Origin of the sequence: Glycomyces dulcitolivorans, assembly GCF_003265355.1 — a bacterium.
Lineage (GTDB): Bacteria > Actinomycetota > Actinomycetes > Mycobacteriales > Micromonosporaceae > Glycomyces > Glycomyces dulcitolivorans.
In genome coordinates this window covers 1-15,768 of sequence record NZ_QFRW01000272.1, presented here as the reverse complement: position 1 = coordinate 15,768, position 15,768 = coordinate 1, and the positions used below count along the sequence as shown (strand labels likewise).

14 protein-coding genes are annotated in these 15,768 nt (G+C 70.1%); 8 read left to right on the top strand and 6 right to left on the bottom strand.

The annotated features are described in order from the left end of the window. The 4 genes from DI269_RS18095 to DI269_RS27830 all read left to right on the top strand — a co-directional run. Window positions 1-279: iron chelate uptake ABC transporter family permease subunit (locus DI269_RS18095; RefSeq protein WP_157975075.1), on the top strand; the 279-nt coding region annotated here is incomplete at its 5' end. Then, a complete protein-coding gene (locus DI269_RS18090) occupies window positions 276-1,400 on the top strand; it encodes a FecCD family ABC transporter permease (protein WP_198667531.1) in 1,125 nt (374 codons plus the stop codon). The genes DI269_RS18095 and DI269_RS18090, both read left to right, overlap by 4 nt. Beyond that, window positions 1,306-2,247, top strand: coding sequence for an ABC transporter substrate-binding protein (locus tag DI269_RS18085; protein ID WP_112138397.1), 942 nt, complete (start codon window positions 1,306-1,308; stop codon window positions 2,245-2,247). The genes DI269_RS18090 and DI269_RS18085 overlap by 95 nt, the downstream gene beginning before the upstream one ends. Before the next feature lie 121 nt (window positions 2,248-2,368). Continuing rightward, window positions 2,369-2,830: a hypothetical protein gene (locus DI269_RS27830; RefSeq protein WP_198667530.1), complete on the top strand. Its 462-nt coding sequence runs from the start codon at window positions 2,369-2,371 to the stop codon at window positions 2,828-2,830. Between the two features lie 72 nt (window positions 2,831-2,902). Here DI269_RS27830 and DI269_RS18075 read toward each other — a convergent pair whose 3' ends face one another. Beyond that, the gene (locus DI269_RS18075) at window positions 2,903-4,513 is read right to left on the bottom strand and encodes a CocE/NonD family hydrolase (RefSeq protein ID WP_112138395.1); all 1,611 of its coding nucleotides are present in this window, start codon (window positions 4,511-4,513) and stop codon (window positions 2,903-2,905) included. An 87-nt stretch (window positions 4,514-4,600) separates the two neighbouring features. Here DI269_RS18075 and DI269_RS18070 point away from each other — a divergent pair, with 87 nt between their 5' ends. The 4 genes from DI269_RS18070 (at window position 4,601) to DI269_RS18055 (ending at window position 8,552) form a co-directional block, all read left to right on the top strand. Beyond that, window positions 4,601-5,218 carry a type 1 glutamine amidotransferase family protein gene (locus DI269_RS18070; protein WP_112138393.1) on the top strand — a complete coding sequence of 206 codons (618 nt, stop codon included), beginning with the start codon at window positions 4,601-4,603 and terminating at the stop codon, window positions 5,216-5,218. Next, complete coding sequence (locus DI269_RS18065; RefSeq protein WP_112138391.1) at window positions 5,215-5,670, top strand: MarR family winged helix-turn-helix transcriptional regulator; 456 nt, start codon at window positions 5,215-5,217, stop codon at window positions 5,668-5,670. The genes DI269_RS18070 and DI269_RS18065 overlap by 4 nt, the downstream gene beginning before the upstream one ends. Before the next feature lie 31 nt (window positions 5,671-5,701). After that, a complete protein-coding gene (locus DI269_RS18060) occupies window positions 5,702-8,062 on the top strand; it encodes a P-loop NTPase fold protein (protein WP_157975074.1) in 2,361 nt (786 codons plus the stop codon). Between the two features lie 76 nt (window positions 8,063-8,138). Beyond that, window positions 8,139-8,552, top strand: a complete 414-nt coding sequence (locus tag DI269_RS18055) for a hypothetical protein (protein WP_112138387.1) — start codon at window positions 8,139-8,141, stop codon at window positions 8,550-8,552. Window positions 8,553-8,655: 103 nt separating this feature from the next. Here DI269_RS18055 and DI269_RS18050 read toward each other — a convergent pair whose 3' ends face one another. From DI269_RS18050 to DI269_RS18030, 5 genes are all read right to left on the bottom strand, one after another. Continuing rightward, a complete protein-coding gene (locus tag DI269_RS18050) occupies window positions 8,656-9,510 on the bottom strand; it encodes a hypothetical protein (protein WP_157975073.1) in 855 nt (284 codons plus the stop codon). Between the two features lie 105 nt (window positions 9,511-9,615). Next, window positions 9,616-11,637 (bottom strand): glycoside hydrolase family 31 protein, encoded by a 2,022-nt coding sequence (locus DI269_RS18045; protein ID WP_112138383.1) that lies wholly within the window; start codon window positions 11,635-11,637, stop codon window positions 9,616-9,618. Between the two features lie 108 nt (window positions 11,638-11,745). Beyond that, window positions 11,746-12,747: a LacI family DNA-binding transcriptional regulator gene (locus DI269_RS18040; RefSeq protein ID WP_198667529.1), complete on the bottom strand. Its 1,002-nt coding sequence runs from the start codon at window positions 12,745-12,747 to the stop codon at window positions 11,746-11,748. A gap of 140 nt (window positions 12,748-12,887) precedes the next feature. Then, the gene (locus DI269_RS18035) at window positions 12,888-14,267 is read right to left on the bottom strand and encodes a beta-xylosidase (protein ID WP_112138379.1); all 1,380 of its coding nucleotides are present in this window, start codon (window positions 14,265-14,267) and stop codon (window positions 12,888-12,890) included. 141 nt (window positions 14,268-14,408) lie between these two features. After that, window positions 14,409-15,644, bottom strand: coding sequence for an endo-1,4-beta-xylanase (locus DI269_RS18030; RefSeq protein ID WP_112138377.1), 1,236 nt, complete (start codon window positions 15,642-15,644; stop codon window positions 14,409-14,411). Between the last annotated feature and the right edge of the window lie 124 nt (window positions 15,645-15,768).

The window sequence follows — 15,768 nt, the reverse complement described above, 5'->3', positions numbered from 1 at the left end:
GTCACGGTCGCGCTGCTCACCGGCGCGGCGGTCGCCGCGGCCGGGCCGGTCGGGTTCATCGGGCTCGCGATCCCGCACCTCGCGCGCTGGGCGGTGGGCGCGGCGCACCGGCCGCAGATCGCGCTGAGCCTGCTGCTGGGGCCGAGCATGCTCTTGGCCGCCGACGTGATCGGCCGCCTCATCGTCCCCGGCGAGGCCCCGGCCGGGATCATCTGCGCCGTCATCGGCGCCCCGCTGCTGATCGCCCTGGTCCGCCGCGCCCGGACGGTGGCCGCGTGAGCGCCCTGCGGCTCCCCGGGCGGGCGGTGCTGCGCACCGGGGCGTACTCGCTGACGGTGCACCGGCGCAGCGCCGCCGTCTGCGTGCTCCTGCTGGCCGTGCTGCTCGGCGCCGTCACGGCCGCACTCTGCTTGGGCGACACGTACATCACGTTCGCCGACACGGTCGCGACCCTGACCGGGACCACCGGCTACGACCGCACGATCGAGGTCCTGCGCCTGCCGCGCACCGTCCTGGCCGTCGCCGCGGGGGCCGCGCTCGCGCTCGGCGGGGCGCTCATCCAGTCCGTGGCGCGCAACCCGCTCGCCAGCCCCGACATCGTCGGCGTCACCGCCGGCGCGGGGCTCGCCGCGACGTTCACGCTCACGTTCGGGCTCGGGTACGCGCTCCTGGCGCCCTCGGCGCTCGTCGGCGGGCTCGCCGCGGCCGCACTCGTCCTCCTCGTGGCCGCCCGCGGCTCGCTGTCGGCGCCGCGCTTCGTCCTCGCCGGGGTCGCCGTCGCCGTGCTCCTCAAGTCCGGCATCCAGATCCTGCTGCTGTCGGCCGACGCCATCGACGCCCAGCGTGCCCAGATCTGGCTCATCGGGACGCTCGGCGGGCGCGGCTGGACCGAGGCCGCGTTCCTCGGCGCCGCCCTCGCGCTCGCGCTCCCGGCGCTGGTGTGGGCGCAGCGCGCCCTCGACACGACCGACCTGGACGACCCGACCGCCACGGGCATCGGCGTGCGCGTCACGGGTCGGCGCATCGGCCTGGCCGTCCTCGGCGTCGTGCTCGCCTCGGCGGCGGTCTCGCAGGTGGGCGCGGTCGAGTTCGTGGCGCTCGCCGCCCCGCAGATCGCGCGGCGCCTCGCCCGCACCTCCCGGCCGCCGCTGCTGGCCTCGGCCCTGACCGGCGCGGTCCTGCTCGTCCTCGCGGACTGGCTGGGCCGCACCGCGTTCGGCGACTACCAGGTGCCCGCGGGCGTCCTCACCGCCGCGCTCGGCGGGCTGTACCTGCTCTACCTCCTGCTGACGAAGGGAACTCGAAATGAGAAGAAGACTGCTGGCCTCCGGGCTCGTCTCGGCCTGCGCGCTCGCGCTGGCCGCGTGCGGGACGTCCGACCCGGCGACCGAACGCAATGACGCCGAAGGGGAGACGCGCACCATCGAGCACGCGATGGGGACCAGCGAGATCCCGGCGGAGCCGCAGCGGGTGGTCGTCCTCGACACCGACAAGATCGACACGGCGCTGTCGCTGGGGATCACGCCGGTCGGCGCGGCCCGCGCGAGCGAGTCGGAGCTGCCGTCGTACCTCGGCGACCTGTCGGGGGTGACGGTGGTCGGGACGACGGCCGAGCCGGACCTGGAGGCGATCGAGAGCCTGGAGCCGGACCTGATCCTGGGCTCGAAGTTCCGGCAGGAGGCGTTCTACGACGAGTTGAACGCGATCGCGCCCACGGTGTTCACCGAGCTGGTGGGCCTGACGTGGAAGGAGAACTTCCTCCTCGACGGCGACGCCCTCGGCAAGGCCGACGAGGCCGCGCAGCTCCTGGCCGACTACGAGGCCCGGGCCGGCGAGATCGGTGCGTCCCTTGGGGAGGCGGTCGGCACCGAGGTGAGCCTGGTCCGCTTCATGCCCGACCAGATCCGCTACTACGGCCCGGACTCGTTCTCCGGCATCGTCCTCGGCGACACGGGCCTGGCGCGGCCGGAGCTCCAGCAGCTCAACGGGGCCGAGGACCGCCGGTTCGCGGAGGTCTCGGCCGAGGAGATCGACACGCTCGGCGGCGACGTGATCTTCTACTGCGCGTACGGGGACGACGGCGACGCCCAGCTCGCCGAGTACACGAGCGGCGAACTGTGGCAGTCGATCCCGGCCGTCCAGAGCGGCGCGGCCCACCAGGTCGACGACGAGATCTGGATGACCGGCATCGGCGTCTCCGCCGCAGGCCTCATCCTCGACGACCTGGAGACGTACCTGTCGGCGTAGCCGGCGTGCGCGGCGTCCGGTCCATGGATGGCACATTCCCGGGATGACCGGTTTGCGGGCGGGTTCTATGGTTTTCAGCGACAGCACCGAACACTTCTCACACACGAGGGTAGGAGAACCGATGGATTACGGCGACACCACCGCGGACGAGTTCACCGCGGACGAGTACGGCACCGACTCGACGGACGAGTACGGCACCGAGGATTCGGCCTCGTACTCCGAGGACACCTACTCGGACGACGTCACCTACTCGACGCCGGACACCGACCTCGACGGCGACGGCATCAACGAGACGACGACGTACGACACCGACTTCGACGGCGTCGCCGACACCTTCGAGTCGGACACCGACAACGACGGCTGGGTCGACCAGGTCCTCACCGACACCGATGAGGACGGCATCGCCGAGGAGGCGATCCTCGACACCGACGGCGACACGTACCTCGACGAGATCCTCACCGACGCCAACGAGGACGGCATCGCCGAGGTCGTCGAGTCCGACACCGACGCCGACGGCTTCATCGACGAGATCGCCACCGACACCGACTTCGACGGCGTCACCGACACGGTCGAGAACTACTAGCGGCGGCGGCGCGGCGACCCGACCCTCCGGGCGCCGCGCCGTTCACCCCGGTCCGCACCGCGCGTACGCGGTCTAGCGGGTCGGGAGGGTGATCCAGGACGGGTTCTCGTTGCCGGAGTGGACTTCCTGGTCGGCGGGGCGCATCTCGACGGCGTCGGCGAAGGGTTCGCCGGTGCCGTGGTTGCGGGCGTAGCGGGGGAAGGCGCCGCTGGAGACCTGGACGCGGATGCGGTGGCCCTGCTTGAAGCGGTGGGCGGTGGGCCAGAGGCTGACGGCGACCGGGGTGAGGTCGTCGGCGCCGGTGACGGTGGTGAGGCCGTCGCAGACGTTCCAGGAGCGGCCCTGGGGGTCGACGTCGCAGAGGCGCACGAACACGTCGGCGAACGGCAGGCTCGACTTGAAGCGGATCTCGGCCTCGACCTCGCCGATGACCTCGGTGTCCCCGTCGAGGGGCGGTGTGGTGTAGGTGAGGACGTCGGGGCGGGCTTCGAGTTCGGTGTTGTCGACCTTGCCGCCGCGGGTGATGCTGATGCCGCCGAAGGCGGGCGTGGGTTCGGCGGGGTCGTAGCGGTATTCGTCCACTCCGGAATCGGTGGGAGCCTCGGGGGCGAGGGCGCCGCCGGGGTGGAGGTGGAAGCGCTTGGGCTCGTAGCCTTTCGGCGGCCAGGTGTCAAAGTCGCGCCAATCTCCGGTGTCGTCGTCACCGGACTCCATGACGTGCAGGCGCACCGGGGCGCGGTCGGCGGGCTGCTCGCCGCGGGCGAGGGGCAGGGCGAAGTCGAGGGCCTCGGTGAAACCGATGCCGGTGAACGCGGCGTGCGTCCAGGGCCCGACGGTGAGGCGGGCGGGCTTGCCGGCCTCTTGGAGCGTCTTGAAGTCGCGGAGCTGGCCGGGCAGGAAGATGTCGTACCAGCCGCCGATGGAGGAGACCGGGACGCGGGCGTCGGCGACGCGGTGGCGGTGGTCGAGGCGGTCCCAGAACGGGTCGTCGGCGTCGTGGTCGAAGACGTCCTGAATGTACTGCGACCGGTGCCCGATGGCGTCGATGTCGGCGTCGCGCAAGGGGATCCGGTGCAGGGCGCTGCCCGTCTTCTTGCCCTGCGAACGCTGGCGCAGCATCGCGAGCGGCCGCTCCTGGGTGCCGACCAGGACGCCCCATTCGAACGGCAGCTCCAGGGAGACGCCGTCGGGCCGCATGAACTCCTTCGTGAGCGCCGACTCGGTCACCTGGGCGACCATCGCCTTCACCTGCGGCGGCAAGGAATCGGCGACGGCCCACTGCACGAAGCCCAGATAGGACATTCCGACTAGGACGATCGCGTCGGACCAGGGCTGGTCGACGAGCCAGTCGAGGGTGTCGAGGCCGTCCTCGCGCTCCTGCCGGAGCGCGTCCATCTCGCCGCCCGAGCCGAACCCGCCGCGCGTGCTCTGGATGAGCACCTGGAATCCGCGCTCGGCGAGCGGGCGGGCCATGCCGGTGGCGAGCAGGCCGGCGCGGCCGTAGGGGCTGCGCAGGAGCGCGGTCGGCAGGCCGTCGCCGCCGCCCGCGGGCGTCCACCGGTCGGCGAGCAGCTCGACACCGTCGCGCATCGGGACGCGCAGGTCGCGCTCGACGGTCAGCTTGCGCGTCGCGGGGTCGTCGAGGCCGAGTTTGCGCTGGATGATGCGGCTGGCGATGCTCATTCCCGCATCTTACTCACGCACTTGATTGACAGCATGTTGTCATCATGGTAGTATGCTGTCATAAGCAATCGACGAAGGAGCGGGAACATGGTTCAGCACGTGCACATGGCGGTCTACGACACCCTGGCCGACTGGGAGGTCGGGTACGCGACCGCGCACATCAACAACGACAGCTGGCAGCGCGAGCCGGGCCGGTACCAGGTCGTCACCGTCGGGGCGAGCCTCGCGCCCGTCACGACCAAGGGCGGCCTGCGCATCACGCCCGATCTCGCGCTCGACGACCTGTCCCCCGCCGACAGCGCGATGCTCATCCTCCCCGGCGCCGACACCTGGCTGACCGGCGACAACGCGCCGTTCGCGAAGGCGGCCAGGGCTTTCCTGGACACCGGGGTCCCGGTCGCGGCCATCTGCGGCGCGACCGGCGGCCTCGCGGCCGAGGGCCTCCTCGACGACCGCCGCCACACCAGCAACGCCCCCGAGTTCACGGAGGCATTCGGCTCCAAGGGCGGCGAGCTCTACTGCGCCACACCGGCGGTCACCGACCGCGGCCTCATCACCGCCTCGGGCACGGCCCCGGTGGACTTCGCGCGGGAGGTGTTCGCCGCGCTGGAGCTGTACACGCCCGAGGTGCTCGAATCCTGGTTCAAGCTCTACGGCCTCGGCGACCCCGCCGGGTTCTACGAGCTGATGGGCGAGCACGCGTGAGCCGCAGGCAGGAGCTCTTGTCGGGCATGGCGCTCACCGTGTTCAAGCTGAACGGCCGCTTCCTCGACGTCGCCGACGCCCTCGCCACCCCGGTCGGCCTGACGGCCGCCCACTGGCAGGTCCTCGGCGCCGTCTTGGAGGCGCCGCTGCCGGTGGCCGGCATCGCCCGCGAAATGGGCATCACGCGCCAGAGCGTGCAGCGCATCGCGGACCTGTTGGCCGCCAATGGGATGGTCGAGTACCGGCCCAATCCTGCACATAGGCGGGCGAAGCTCGTCGCGCCAACTCCGGAAGGTCTGGAGGCGGTCCGACGCATCGATCCGGCTCATGCGGCCTTCGCGGATCGGTTGTGCGGGGCGCTGGGCGACGATCGGGCCGGGGAGGTCTTGGAGATGCTTCGCGAGTTGTCGCAGGTTCTTGACGACCTGGACGCCGAGGACCGCGCGGGCTGATCCGGGGGCGGCGCTGCAATACGCTGATTTGATGGACGCGACGCGCGTAGACATTCCCACCAAGGTTCGGTACGTGGATCCGTTTGCGCTGCTGATGATTCCACCCTCGGAAGAACCGCTCGAGCCGTATCCTCCCAGAGAGGTCGACGCTGACCTGGACCGGGCACTGGCGTCGCTGGGGTTCGTAATGATCCAGGCCGAGGACATCAGGGGCGCAAGAAGGTCAGCATTCGAGGCGCTACTGCGGAACCTCCCAGATGCGTTGCTCATAACGCACGACAACGGCGTTTTCAGGAGATCCGGCGCCGACATACTGTGGGTCGACTACGACAACCTCACGCCCGGCTGGCTGCGAGTCGAGCTCCCACCGATGCAAGAGTGGCAGGCCCGGGAGAAGGGGAGGCGGGTTCTGGTCATCGCCACCGAAGCCGAGATCAGGTCCTTGAGCAACAACCAGCTCAAGACCATGCTTCCCCGGATCGTTCGCTTCCCGACCGAGCCGACTGCCGATGATTCCAGCAGCGCCGACACGCAAGCCCTTCCGCCCGAGGAGGAACTTGCCGCATTTGCCGCCGGGTATCACGCGGACACTGATACCGGGGCCGATCTCCTCGACATCTCTGCCGACGTGAACATGCTCGCCGACCTCGTCGCCTCCAGGAACATCGCGCCGCCGCTGTCGGTCGGGCTGTTCGGGGACTGGGGTTCGGGCAAGAGCTTCTTCATGCGCCGCATGCGTGAGCGGGTCCGCGAGCTCGCCAAGGCCACCGCCCGCGCGGAGCACCACGCTGGGCAGCGCGGGCCTGCGGTGTCGGCCTATTGCTCGTCCATCCGTCAGATCACCTTCAACGCCTGGCATTACGCCGAGTCGAACCTTTGGGCGAGTCTCGCCACTCATTTGCTGGACAACCTTGCCTCCACCGGGCCGGAGGACGACCTGGAGCGGCTCGCGAACGACCTGGCCGAAAGCCGCCGCGATCAAAGTTCGCTGCTGGATCAACTCAGCTCAGTGCGAATGGAACGGGCACTGCTGACCGCCCAGCTGGAGCGAGAGAGCAAGCAGGCCCGCGACTTCGCACGCGAAGCCACCGAGGCGGGCACGAAACTGCGCAACCTCTGGCGCAGGATGCCACGCAGCCCTGCGGCCTGGGCCGTCATCGGGCTCGGAGTCATAGCGACAGTGCTGGCGTACTTGTTCGTCCAGTCACCGGCCTGGACGTGGATCATCGGCATGCTCACCGTGCCCGCCTCGGCGCTGACACAACTGAGTGCATTGCGACAGACCGCGAACTGGATCCGCCACACCGTCAGTAAGCGCGTCGCACGCACCAAGAAGCCCCTGCGAACTCGACTTGACGAACTCCATACCAAACAAGAGCAACTTGAACGCGCGATCGCCGACCTCACTCCGACCCACGACCTCACCGCGTACGCCCGCGACCGCGGCTCGGACTATCAACAACACCTCGGTGTCGTGTCACTCGTTCACCGCGACCTCCAGATGTTCGCGGCGATGCTCGCCCGCGACCGGGACCCGGCCGATCCGGGGACCGGCCCCGAGCGCATCGTGCTCTACATCGACGATCTCGACCGGTGCCCGCCGGATGTAGTGGTCAGGGTCCTCGAAGCGATCCACCTGCTGCTCGCCCAGCCGGTGTTCGCGATCGTGGTCGGGGCCGACGCGAACTGGCTGCTGCGCTCGCTCACCCAGCATTACGGGACCGTGCTGGACAACAATGCGGGCGGCGCGCGGCACTACCTGGAGAAGATCTTCCAGATCCCGCTCACGCTCGCCCCGATGACAACCGACGGTTTCACCAGGCTCGTCACCGATCTCGGCCAAGGCGGCGCCCCTGAAGCCGCTCCCGATGCGACCGAGCCCGAGACCGAACCGGCCCCCGTCGACCAACCGAGGACGGCCGCGCCCCAGACCGTCCCAGAAGCGCGCCGACCACCTACCGAGCCCAGCGGCCCCCACCTGCTCCCCCGCCGCCTTGAAATCACCGAGCCCGAGCTGGACTACATCGCGAGTCTCGCCCCCATGGTCCGCTCCCCTCGCAACGCGAAGCGGCTGATCAACCTCTACCGCCTCCTGCGCGCCCGCCTGCGGGACGACCAGCTTCCCGCGTTCCTGAACGGCGACCAGGCCGGATACCGGGTGGTCGTGCCGCTCCTCGCTCTCATGTCCGGCACCTCGGACACCTCGACACTCTTCCACGCCATCGAGAACGCCGACGTGTCCACCACCTGGCGCAGCCTCCTCGACGCCGATCCGCGCCTAGGCACTCCCGAACTTCAGCACCTCTCCGCCACTGCACTCGTACCGCCCGGCCTCACCGCCTACAAGGGATGGCTCCCGCTCGTCCGCCGCTTCTCCTTCACCACCGCCTGAGCGGGGTCCCCGCGGGTGGGGCTGTTGTGGCAGTCTGGTTGTCGCCGCAAAGCCCCAGCGCCCCAGGAGGAACCCGTTGCGGATTCGACTCTCGATCGTCTTCATCCCCTTCATGATCGGACTGTGCGCCTTCGCCGGACCCATCGCCGTGCTCAGGGACCCCGACTGGGAGGTGGACGCGCTGGGCATGCTCCAGCTGGCGGGCGTCACCGGGTTCATAGGCGCCGCCATCAGCGTTCCGATCTACTTCTTCGCGAACAACACCTACGTGCTCCCCGAGTACGGCATCGCGACGAGGAACCGCAGGGACGAGTACCACCTCACCCACGCCCTCGAAGAGGGCGAGCGGTTCGTTCTCAAGCGCAACTGCCTCTACATCGAGCGGGCGGACAACTCGCTGCTGAACATGCGGTATCGCAAGTGGGCCTTCAACCGCAAGGACTGGAAGCGGCTCGAAGCGAACCTGCCCGTACTTGAACCGGTCTCCTAGGCTGGCACGAGTTCATCGCGTACGTGCTGCTGTCCTATGTGAGCCTGCGCCTCGCCTCGGTCGTGCGCGACCTCTGGACCGGCGAGTCGGACGGCCTTCGCCGTTAGCAGGAGTCGGTCAGGCTTCCCTGGGCGCCGAGGACGGCTTCGCGGATTTCGGTGGTGAGGCCGTGGCGGCCGTCGTCGCCGAAGAGGGTGGTGCGCATGAAGGTGAGGTCGCGGACGCGGCCGTAGCGGTCTACTGTGGCGCGGACGAGGCGGGTGGTGGAGTAGGCCTCGCAGCGGTAGGAGTCGCCGCCGCCTTTGCCGGAGCCGATTTCGGGGAAGGCGTCGTGGACGCCGAGTTCTTTGGCGCGGGCCCAGCGCTGCTTTTCGGCGACGACCCAGGCGCGGATGACGGCCTTGCTGATGGAGTGGCCGCCCATGCGTTCGACGCCGCGGAGGAGTTCGAGGTCGAGGAGCCGGCCGTCGAGGCCGAGGGTCAGGGAGACGACGTACTGGGCGTCGTGGCCGGTGAACTCGTGGCCCAGGTCCCAGTCGGAGGCGCTGGAGACGGCCGGGACCAGTTTCTTCGCGGCCGATTCCACGATCCGCTCCGCGCGTGAGCGGAAGCCGGGGTGCAGCTTGGCGATCTCGCGGATGACCAGGTGCTGGGCGGTGAGGACTTGGCGGGGGCTCATGCCGCCACCCGGGCCGCCCTCGGCGCGCAGGACCCGGCGGACGCCGCCGGCGTAATGCGGGTGGCGCGCGGCGACGATGTCCATGAAGTCGAAGAGCTGGTCGTCGGTCGGGCTCGTGCCGAAGTGGTAGACGACCGCCTTGTCGTACACGCGACTGACGGTGTCGCGGTATGCGAGCCGCTCGTGGTCGGGCAGCTCCCGGTAGGCGATGCGGGCATCGCGGGCGCCGGTCTGGATGTACGAAACGAGCGCCCCGGGTCCGGGCACTGGTCGTGGCATCGGGGTCCTTGACGGGGAGGGGGCGGCCGCCCGGACGGGACGCGTCCGGGCCGGGCCGCCGCGAGCGGGCGGAACCCGCCGAGTGTACGAGACCGCGCCCAGCCCTCAGAGGGCTCCGCGGAGCTCGGCCAGCGCGCCGTCGCGGGCGAACACGGGGAGGCGCTCGATCGGGGCGTCGGCGGTGATCCATTGGCCCCCTTGGTGTTCGGTGCCGGTGTGCAGATCGGTCCAGGCGGCTCCGGCCGGGAGGTAGACCGAGCGGGTGCGCGCGCCGGGGTCGAGGACGGGGGCGACGAGGAGGTCGGGGCCGTACATGTACTGGTCGGCGAGGTCCCAGGCGACCGGGTCGGCGGGGAACTCGTGGAACATGCCGCGCATGACCGGCTGGCCGTCGGTGTGGGCCTCGGCCATGAGGCGCCTCGTGTAGGGGCGCATGGCTTCGCGGAGGTGGACGTAGCGTTCCAGGATGGCGTAGACGTCGTCGCCGAAGCTCCACAGCTCGTTGGGCGCGCCGGAGTTGTTGCGCGGCGAACCATCCGCGGCAAACACGCGCTCGGACGGCTGGCGGTCGCCGTGCATGCGCATGACCGGGCAGAACGCGCCGAACTGGAACCAGCGGACGAGGAGTTCACGGAAGGCGGGGTCGTCGATGTTCCCGCCGCCGAAGCCGCCGATGTCGGTGGTGAACCAGGGGATGCCGGCGACGCCCATGTGGACGCCCGCGGTGATCTGGCGGCGGAAGTCGGCCCAGTCGGAGTGGATGTCGCCCGACCAGGCGAGCGCGCCGTAGCGCTGGCTGCCGGCCCAGGCGCAGCGCACGAGGTTGACGGCCTGGTCCTGGCCGGCGGCGCGCTGGCCTTCGTAGACCATGCGGGAGAACGCCTGCGGGTAGACGTTGCCGACCTCGACGTTCGGTCCGATGTGGTACCGGTAGTTGTCGAAGTCGTAGACGCCGTACTCGGGTTCGGCCTCGTCGAGCCAGAACAGCTTGATGCCGAGGTCGTGGTAGTTGCGTTTGAGGATCTCCCAGGCGCGTTCGCGGGCGCGGGGGTTGGTGGCGTCGAGGAACATGCTGGGGCCCTGGAAGCTCATCTGGACGCCGTGCCCGCGTTCGGTGCGCACCAGCAGGTTGTCCTTTTTGAACTCGGCGAAGTTCTCGGACTCGACGGACATCTGGGGCCAGACGGAGACCATGAGCTCGACGCCCAGCTCCTGGAGTTCGGCGACCATGGCGGCCGGGTCGGGCCAGAACTCGTCCTCGAAGCGGAAGTCGCCCATCTTGGGCCAGTGGAAGAAGTCGGCGACGATCACGTCGAGGGGCAGGCCGCGGCGCTTGTGCTCGCGGGCGACGGCGAGGAGCTGCTCCTGGTTCCAGTACCTGAGTTTGCACTGCCAGTAGCCGAGGCCGTATTCGGGCATCATCGGGGCGTGGCCGGTCGCGTCGGCGTAGTTCGCGGTGATCTCGGCGGGGGTGCCGCCCGCGGTGATCCAGTAGTCGAGCTGGCGGGTGGCCTCGGCGGCCCACTCGGTCCGGTTGGCCGCGAAGGTGGCCGTGCCGATCGCGGGGTTGTGCCACAGGAAGCCGTACCCGGCGCTGGAGAGGGTGAAGGGAACGCTCGCCTGCGAGTTGCGGTGCGCCAGTTCGAAGGTCGCGCCCTTGACGTCGAGGAGGTCCTGCTGGTACTGACCCATGCCGTACAGCTTCTCCCCCGGTGCGGGTTCGAACGCGGCGCGCAGCCGGTGGGCGCCGCCGGCGAGGGGGCGGAAGTCGCGGGCGGTGAGCTTGAGCGCCCCGCCGTCCCCGATCTCGCGCAGCAGGACGCGACCGGTCGCGTCGCGGAACTCCAGGGTGCAGCGGAACACGTCGTACTCGGTCTGCCAGTCCCAGCCCGCGTGGGACTTCATGACGACCGTGATGGCGCCGTTGACGATCGTCGCCGTGTCGCCGTCCACGGTGATCGCGACTTCGACGGGCTCGGGGTCCAGGAGCGCGAAGTCGGTGTCGAGCACGTCGCCCGCGGGATTGGCCCGCACCCGCAGCGAGTCCTTCCCCCACGCCTGGACGACGACCGTCTCGCCGTCGCCGCGCCAGGTGACGGCGTCCTTGCCCGCTTCGAAGTGGTTCATGCAGCTGCCAATCTCATTCGCCGGATCAGGGAGCGAACCGATTCGCTGCAGATCATGCCAAGCGGCACCGGCGCCGTCAAGGCGGGCCGGTTCGCGACGTGCCGGGGGTTACGCGCCGACGCTGCCCTTGCGGTCCAGGCGCGGGACGACCAGGCGCTTCTGCGCGGGCGCGTCAGGGGAGGCGATCCGCTTGCCGAGCATCTCGACCGCGGCCTGGACGACGGCGGTCGGCTCGGACTCGACGGCGGTGTACGACAGGACGTACAGCCGCGCCAGCTCGGCGGAGTGGAGCGAGACGACGCCCAGGTCGCCGGGGACGGCCAGCCCGAGGTCGTGCAGGACGAACGGGAGCATCGCGACGGCGGCGTCGTTGTGGATCAGCAGCGTGCGCGGGTTGTCCGGGTTCTGGAGCGCCGCGCGCAGGGTCGAGCGGACCTGCTCGGGGCCGACCGGGACGGGCAGGTGCACCAGGCGCAGGCCCCGCTCGGCGGCGCGGCGGTGGGCCGCGCGCTCGAACCGGGTCGCGTACGTGCTCCCCGAGGCGTACAGCTCGTCGGGCCAGCGCACGAACACGGCCTCGCGGCACCCGGAGTCGACGAGGTGGTCGACCAGCATCGTCGCGGCCGCGGCGAAGTCGAGGTCGACCGCGTCGATGCCACGGGTGTCCTCGGGCATGCCGACCAGGACCGCGGGGTAGCCGGAGCGGCTGATGGGATCCAGGCGCGGGTCGCCGTCGAGGACGTTGAGGAGGATGAACCCGTCGACCTGGCGCCCGGCGATGGCGCGCTGGACGGCCGCGGCCCCGTCGTGCTCGGTCAGCAGGACCACGGCGTAGCCCTGCTCGCGGGCGGCGTCGGAGAGCGCGATGAGGTAGGTCGCGAGCGCGGGGCTGAACTCGGCCTCGTGGAAGCGCACGACGACCCCGTAGGTCATGGTCTTGGCGGTCGCGAGCGCGCGGGCCCCGGCGTTGACCGAGTATTCGAGCTTGGCGATGGCCGCCTCGATGCGGGCGCGCGTCTCGGGGGCGACGAACTTGCGGCCGGTCAGGACCGAGGAGACGGTGCTGCGCGAGACCCCGGCCTCCCTGGCCACATCGCCGATGGTCGCCACGCCGGCCCCTTTCGCCGTTCCCGGTTGCGGTGTCGAGTGTACCGGTTCGCCGAGGCGGCGCCGGGCGCTCGGGACGGCGATGGTCGGGGGCCGGCGGGCGAAGGCAGCCCGCCGGCCCGGCTCCGGTTCGACGACCCGGATCAGGTGCAGCCGCCGCCGGGCGGCAGCAGGGTGATCGTGAACGTGTCGTCGGCGTTGGTGTGCGGCAGGTTGACGACCGTGGCGTTGCCCGACAGGGTGATCACGGTGTCCTGCACGGTCACCGGGCCCGTGACGGCGCCGCCGCCGTTGTAGGGGATGCGTTCGACCAGGACCCGGACCTGGTTGTTCTGCACGATCCCGGTGACGGCGTTGAGGTTCTGGAGGGTGACGGCGATGTTCCCGGTCGTGCCGCCGCCGCCGACGAGGACGCGGGCGGAGCCGTTCGCCTTGGTGGCGAAGGGATCGTAGGCCGGGCTCGTGGTGGAGGCGACGATCGTGCCGGTCTGCTGGGCGTAGTAGCGGTAGACCCACCACTCGCCCTTGGGCTGGTACTGGCCGCTCGCGTTGCGCACCAGGAGGTTGCCGAGGTCGTTGTGGAGGTTCCCGGCGCTGGCCCAGTTGGCGCGCAGGCCGTCGGCTCCGGCGCGTTCGAGCCGGGCGATGTACCAGGCGCCGTCGCCGGGGTTCTGCTCGCTCTGGGAGCCGTACTCGTTGATCTGGTAGGGGCGCGGGTGCGCGATGGCGCGCGCGTTCAGCGAGGCGTTGGCGGCGGCGACGTTGGCGACCGGGTCGCTCGGCAGCGCGTGCCAGCTGAAGATGTCGGGGATCGAGCCGCTGGACTTGACGAAGTCGAGGTACTGGGTCCACCAGCTCGTCCCGGTGGTGGGGACGCCGGCGTGGCTGGGGCCGACGATGAGGTGGGTCGGGAACGCCTGGCGGATGCGGTCGTAGGTGCGTTCCCACAGCTGGAAGTACTGGGCCTGCGGGCGGTTCCAGAACAGGGAGAGGTTGGGCTCGTTCCACAGGTCCCACTGCACGGGCTGGCCGGTGGCCTGGACGTCGGCGATGACGCGGTTGAGGAAGGCGTCGTAGTCGGCCCAGTTCCCGTTGTCGCCGGGGAAGCGGGTGATGGGGTAGCCGTCGGCGCCCCACAGGTCGTGCAGCAGCAGGATGAACTCGCCGCCGAGTTCGCGGGTGCGCAGCAGCTGCGCCTCGGTGGCGTTCCAGCGCCGGTCGTACTTGCCCGAGACCCACCCGCCTGGGCCGTCGAGCTGGGCGCCGCCGGCGCGCATGTAGCGGAAGTTCACGTCCTCGTAGAAGTGGTCCGGGGGCCCGGAGGCGTCCTCGGTCATGCCGTAGATCCACCCGGAGGCCCGGTGGGTCGGGACGCCGCGGTTCACGGAGAAGTCGACGGACACGGACTCGTCCGCGGCCTGGGCCGCGGGCGAGTCCGAGAAGACGAGCGTTCCGGCGGCCAGGAGGCCGACGGCGAGCAGTGCGGCCGCTCGCAGGCCGCGTCGATGGACGGAGAGGTGCATGGCAGCTCCTTGCATCGGTGCCGTTCCCGGTCCGCGGGCGATCCAGCGAACCGATTCGCTCAACCATAGAACAGATATCGATGCTTGTAAATGCTGCTTTATTTGCTGCTTGCGCCCTCCGTGACGAATCGGTTCGTCGGGCTACAGCGCTGCCTCCAGGTGCGCCTCCCCGGGTGCGGTGAGGGCGAGGTCGGCGGTGCGGTCCCCGTAGGTGACGCGGTAGTCGCCGAGGAAGCCGTTGAAGCGCAGGCGCCCTTCGGCGTCGGTGGCGAGCTTGGTGGGCGGGGTGCCCCACTCGGTGTTGACGAGGTGGTGGAGGCGGTCGTAGGCGGGCTTGGGGGTCCCGTCGGCGCGGACGAGGCCGCCGGGGGCGCCGAGCCACATGCCGGCGTCGTTCATGCCCCAGTAGGTCATCGCCTCGACCGAGGGGTGGGCGAGCAGGGCCTTGTAGTGGCGTTCGATCTCGTCGGCCTGGCGCGCTTCGCCTTCGGGGGTCGACGGCCAGGAGTCGACCTGGTAGTCGTTGAGGTCGACGATCTCGGGCGGCATGATCTGTCCGGAGAGGATGGTCGTCTCGGTGAAGTGGATGGGGAGGCCGTAGCGGGAGAAGCGGTCGAGGATCGCCTCGGTCTTCTCCTCGCCCCAGTAGCCCTGGTGCATATGGCTTTGCAGACCGAGGACGTCGATCTTGATGCCGGCTTCGAGGACGCCTTCGATGAGGCACTCGTAGGCCGCGGACATGTCGAAGTCGTTGAGGAGCAGGACCGCGTTCGGGTTGGCCTCGCGGGCGGCGTCGAAGACCATGCGCACCATGGGGATGCGGCCGATGTCGCGGCACAGGCGGGTGATGCCGTTGTCGTACTTGTCGAAGATCGGCATGATGACGACCTCGTTGATGACGTCCCACATGTCGACGGCCCCGGCGAAGCCCTCGACCTCGCGGCGGATGCGGTCGACCTGGGCGCGGGCGATCTCCTCGTTGTCGAGGTCGAGGAGCCAGTCGGCGGAGACGGTGTGCCAGGCGAGCGGGTGGCCCTTGACGGGGTGGCCGCGGTCGGCGAACCACAGGGCCGTCTTGAGCAGGCGCTCGGTGTCGGGCTTGCCGCGCTCGGGTTCGAAACGGCCCCAGTAGAACGGGAGGGTCGCGAAGTTGTACACGCCCTCCCACAGCTCGGCGTTGCGCGCGGCGGCCTCGGGGTCGGCGGCGGTGTCGTTGGCGTGGTCGATGAGTTCGAACCCGGTGCAGCCGAAGAGGAACCGGTGGCGGGTCTGCTCCAGGACGACCTCGCGTCCGGCGAGGGGCTCGCCGTCGAGGGTGAGGGCGACGACGGCGTCGGCGGTGCGGTGCCGCGCGATCCGACTGGAAGTTTCGATCATATTGGGCCTGCTTTCCATGGAAGTTTCACGGATATTTCAGCAGGCCGACGGGCCCGGGTCAAGGGGGAGAGAAACGCGAACGCGTGCGCCGACGACTCTCGTCGTCGGCGCACGCGTGCTGTAC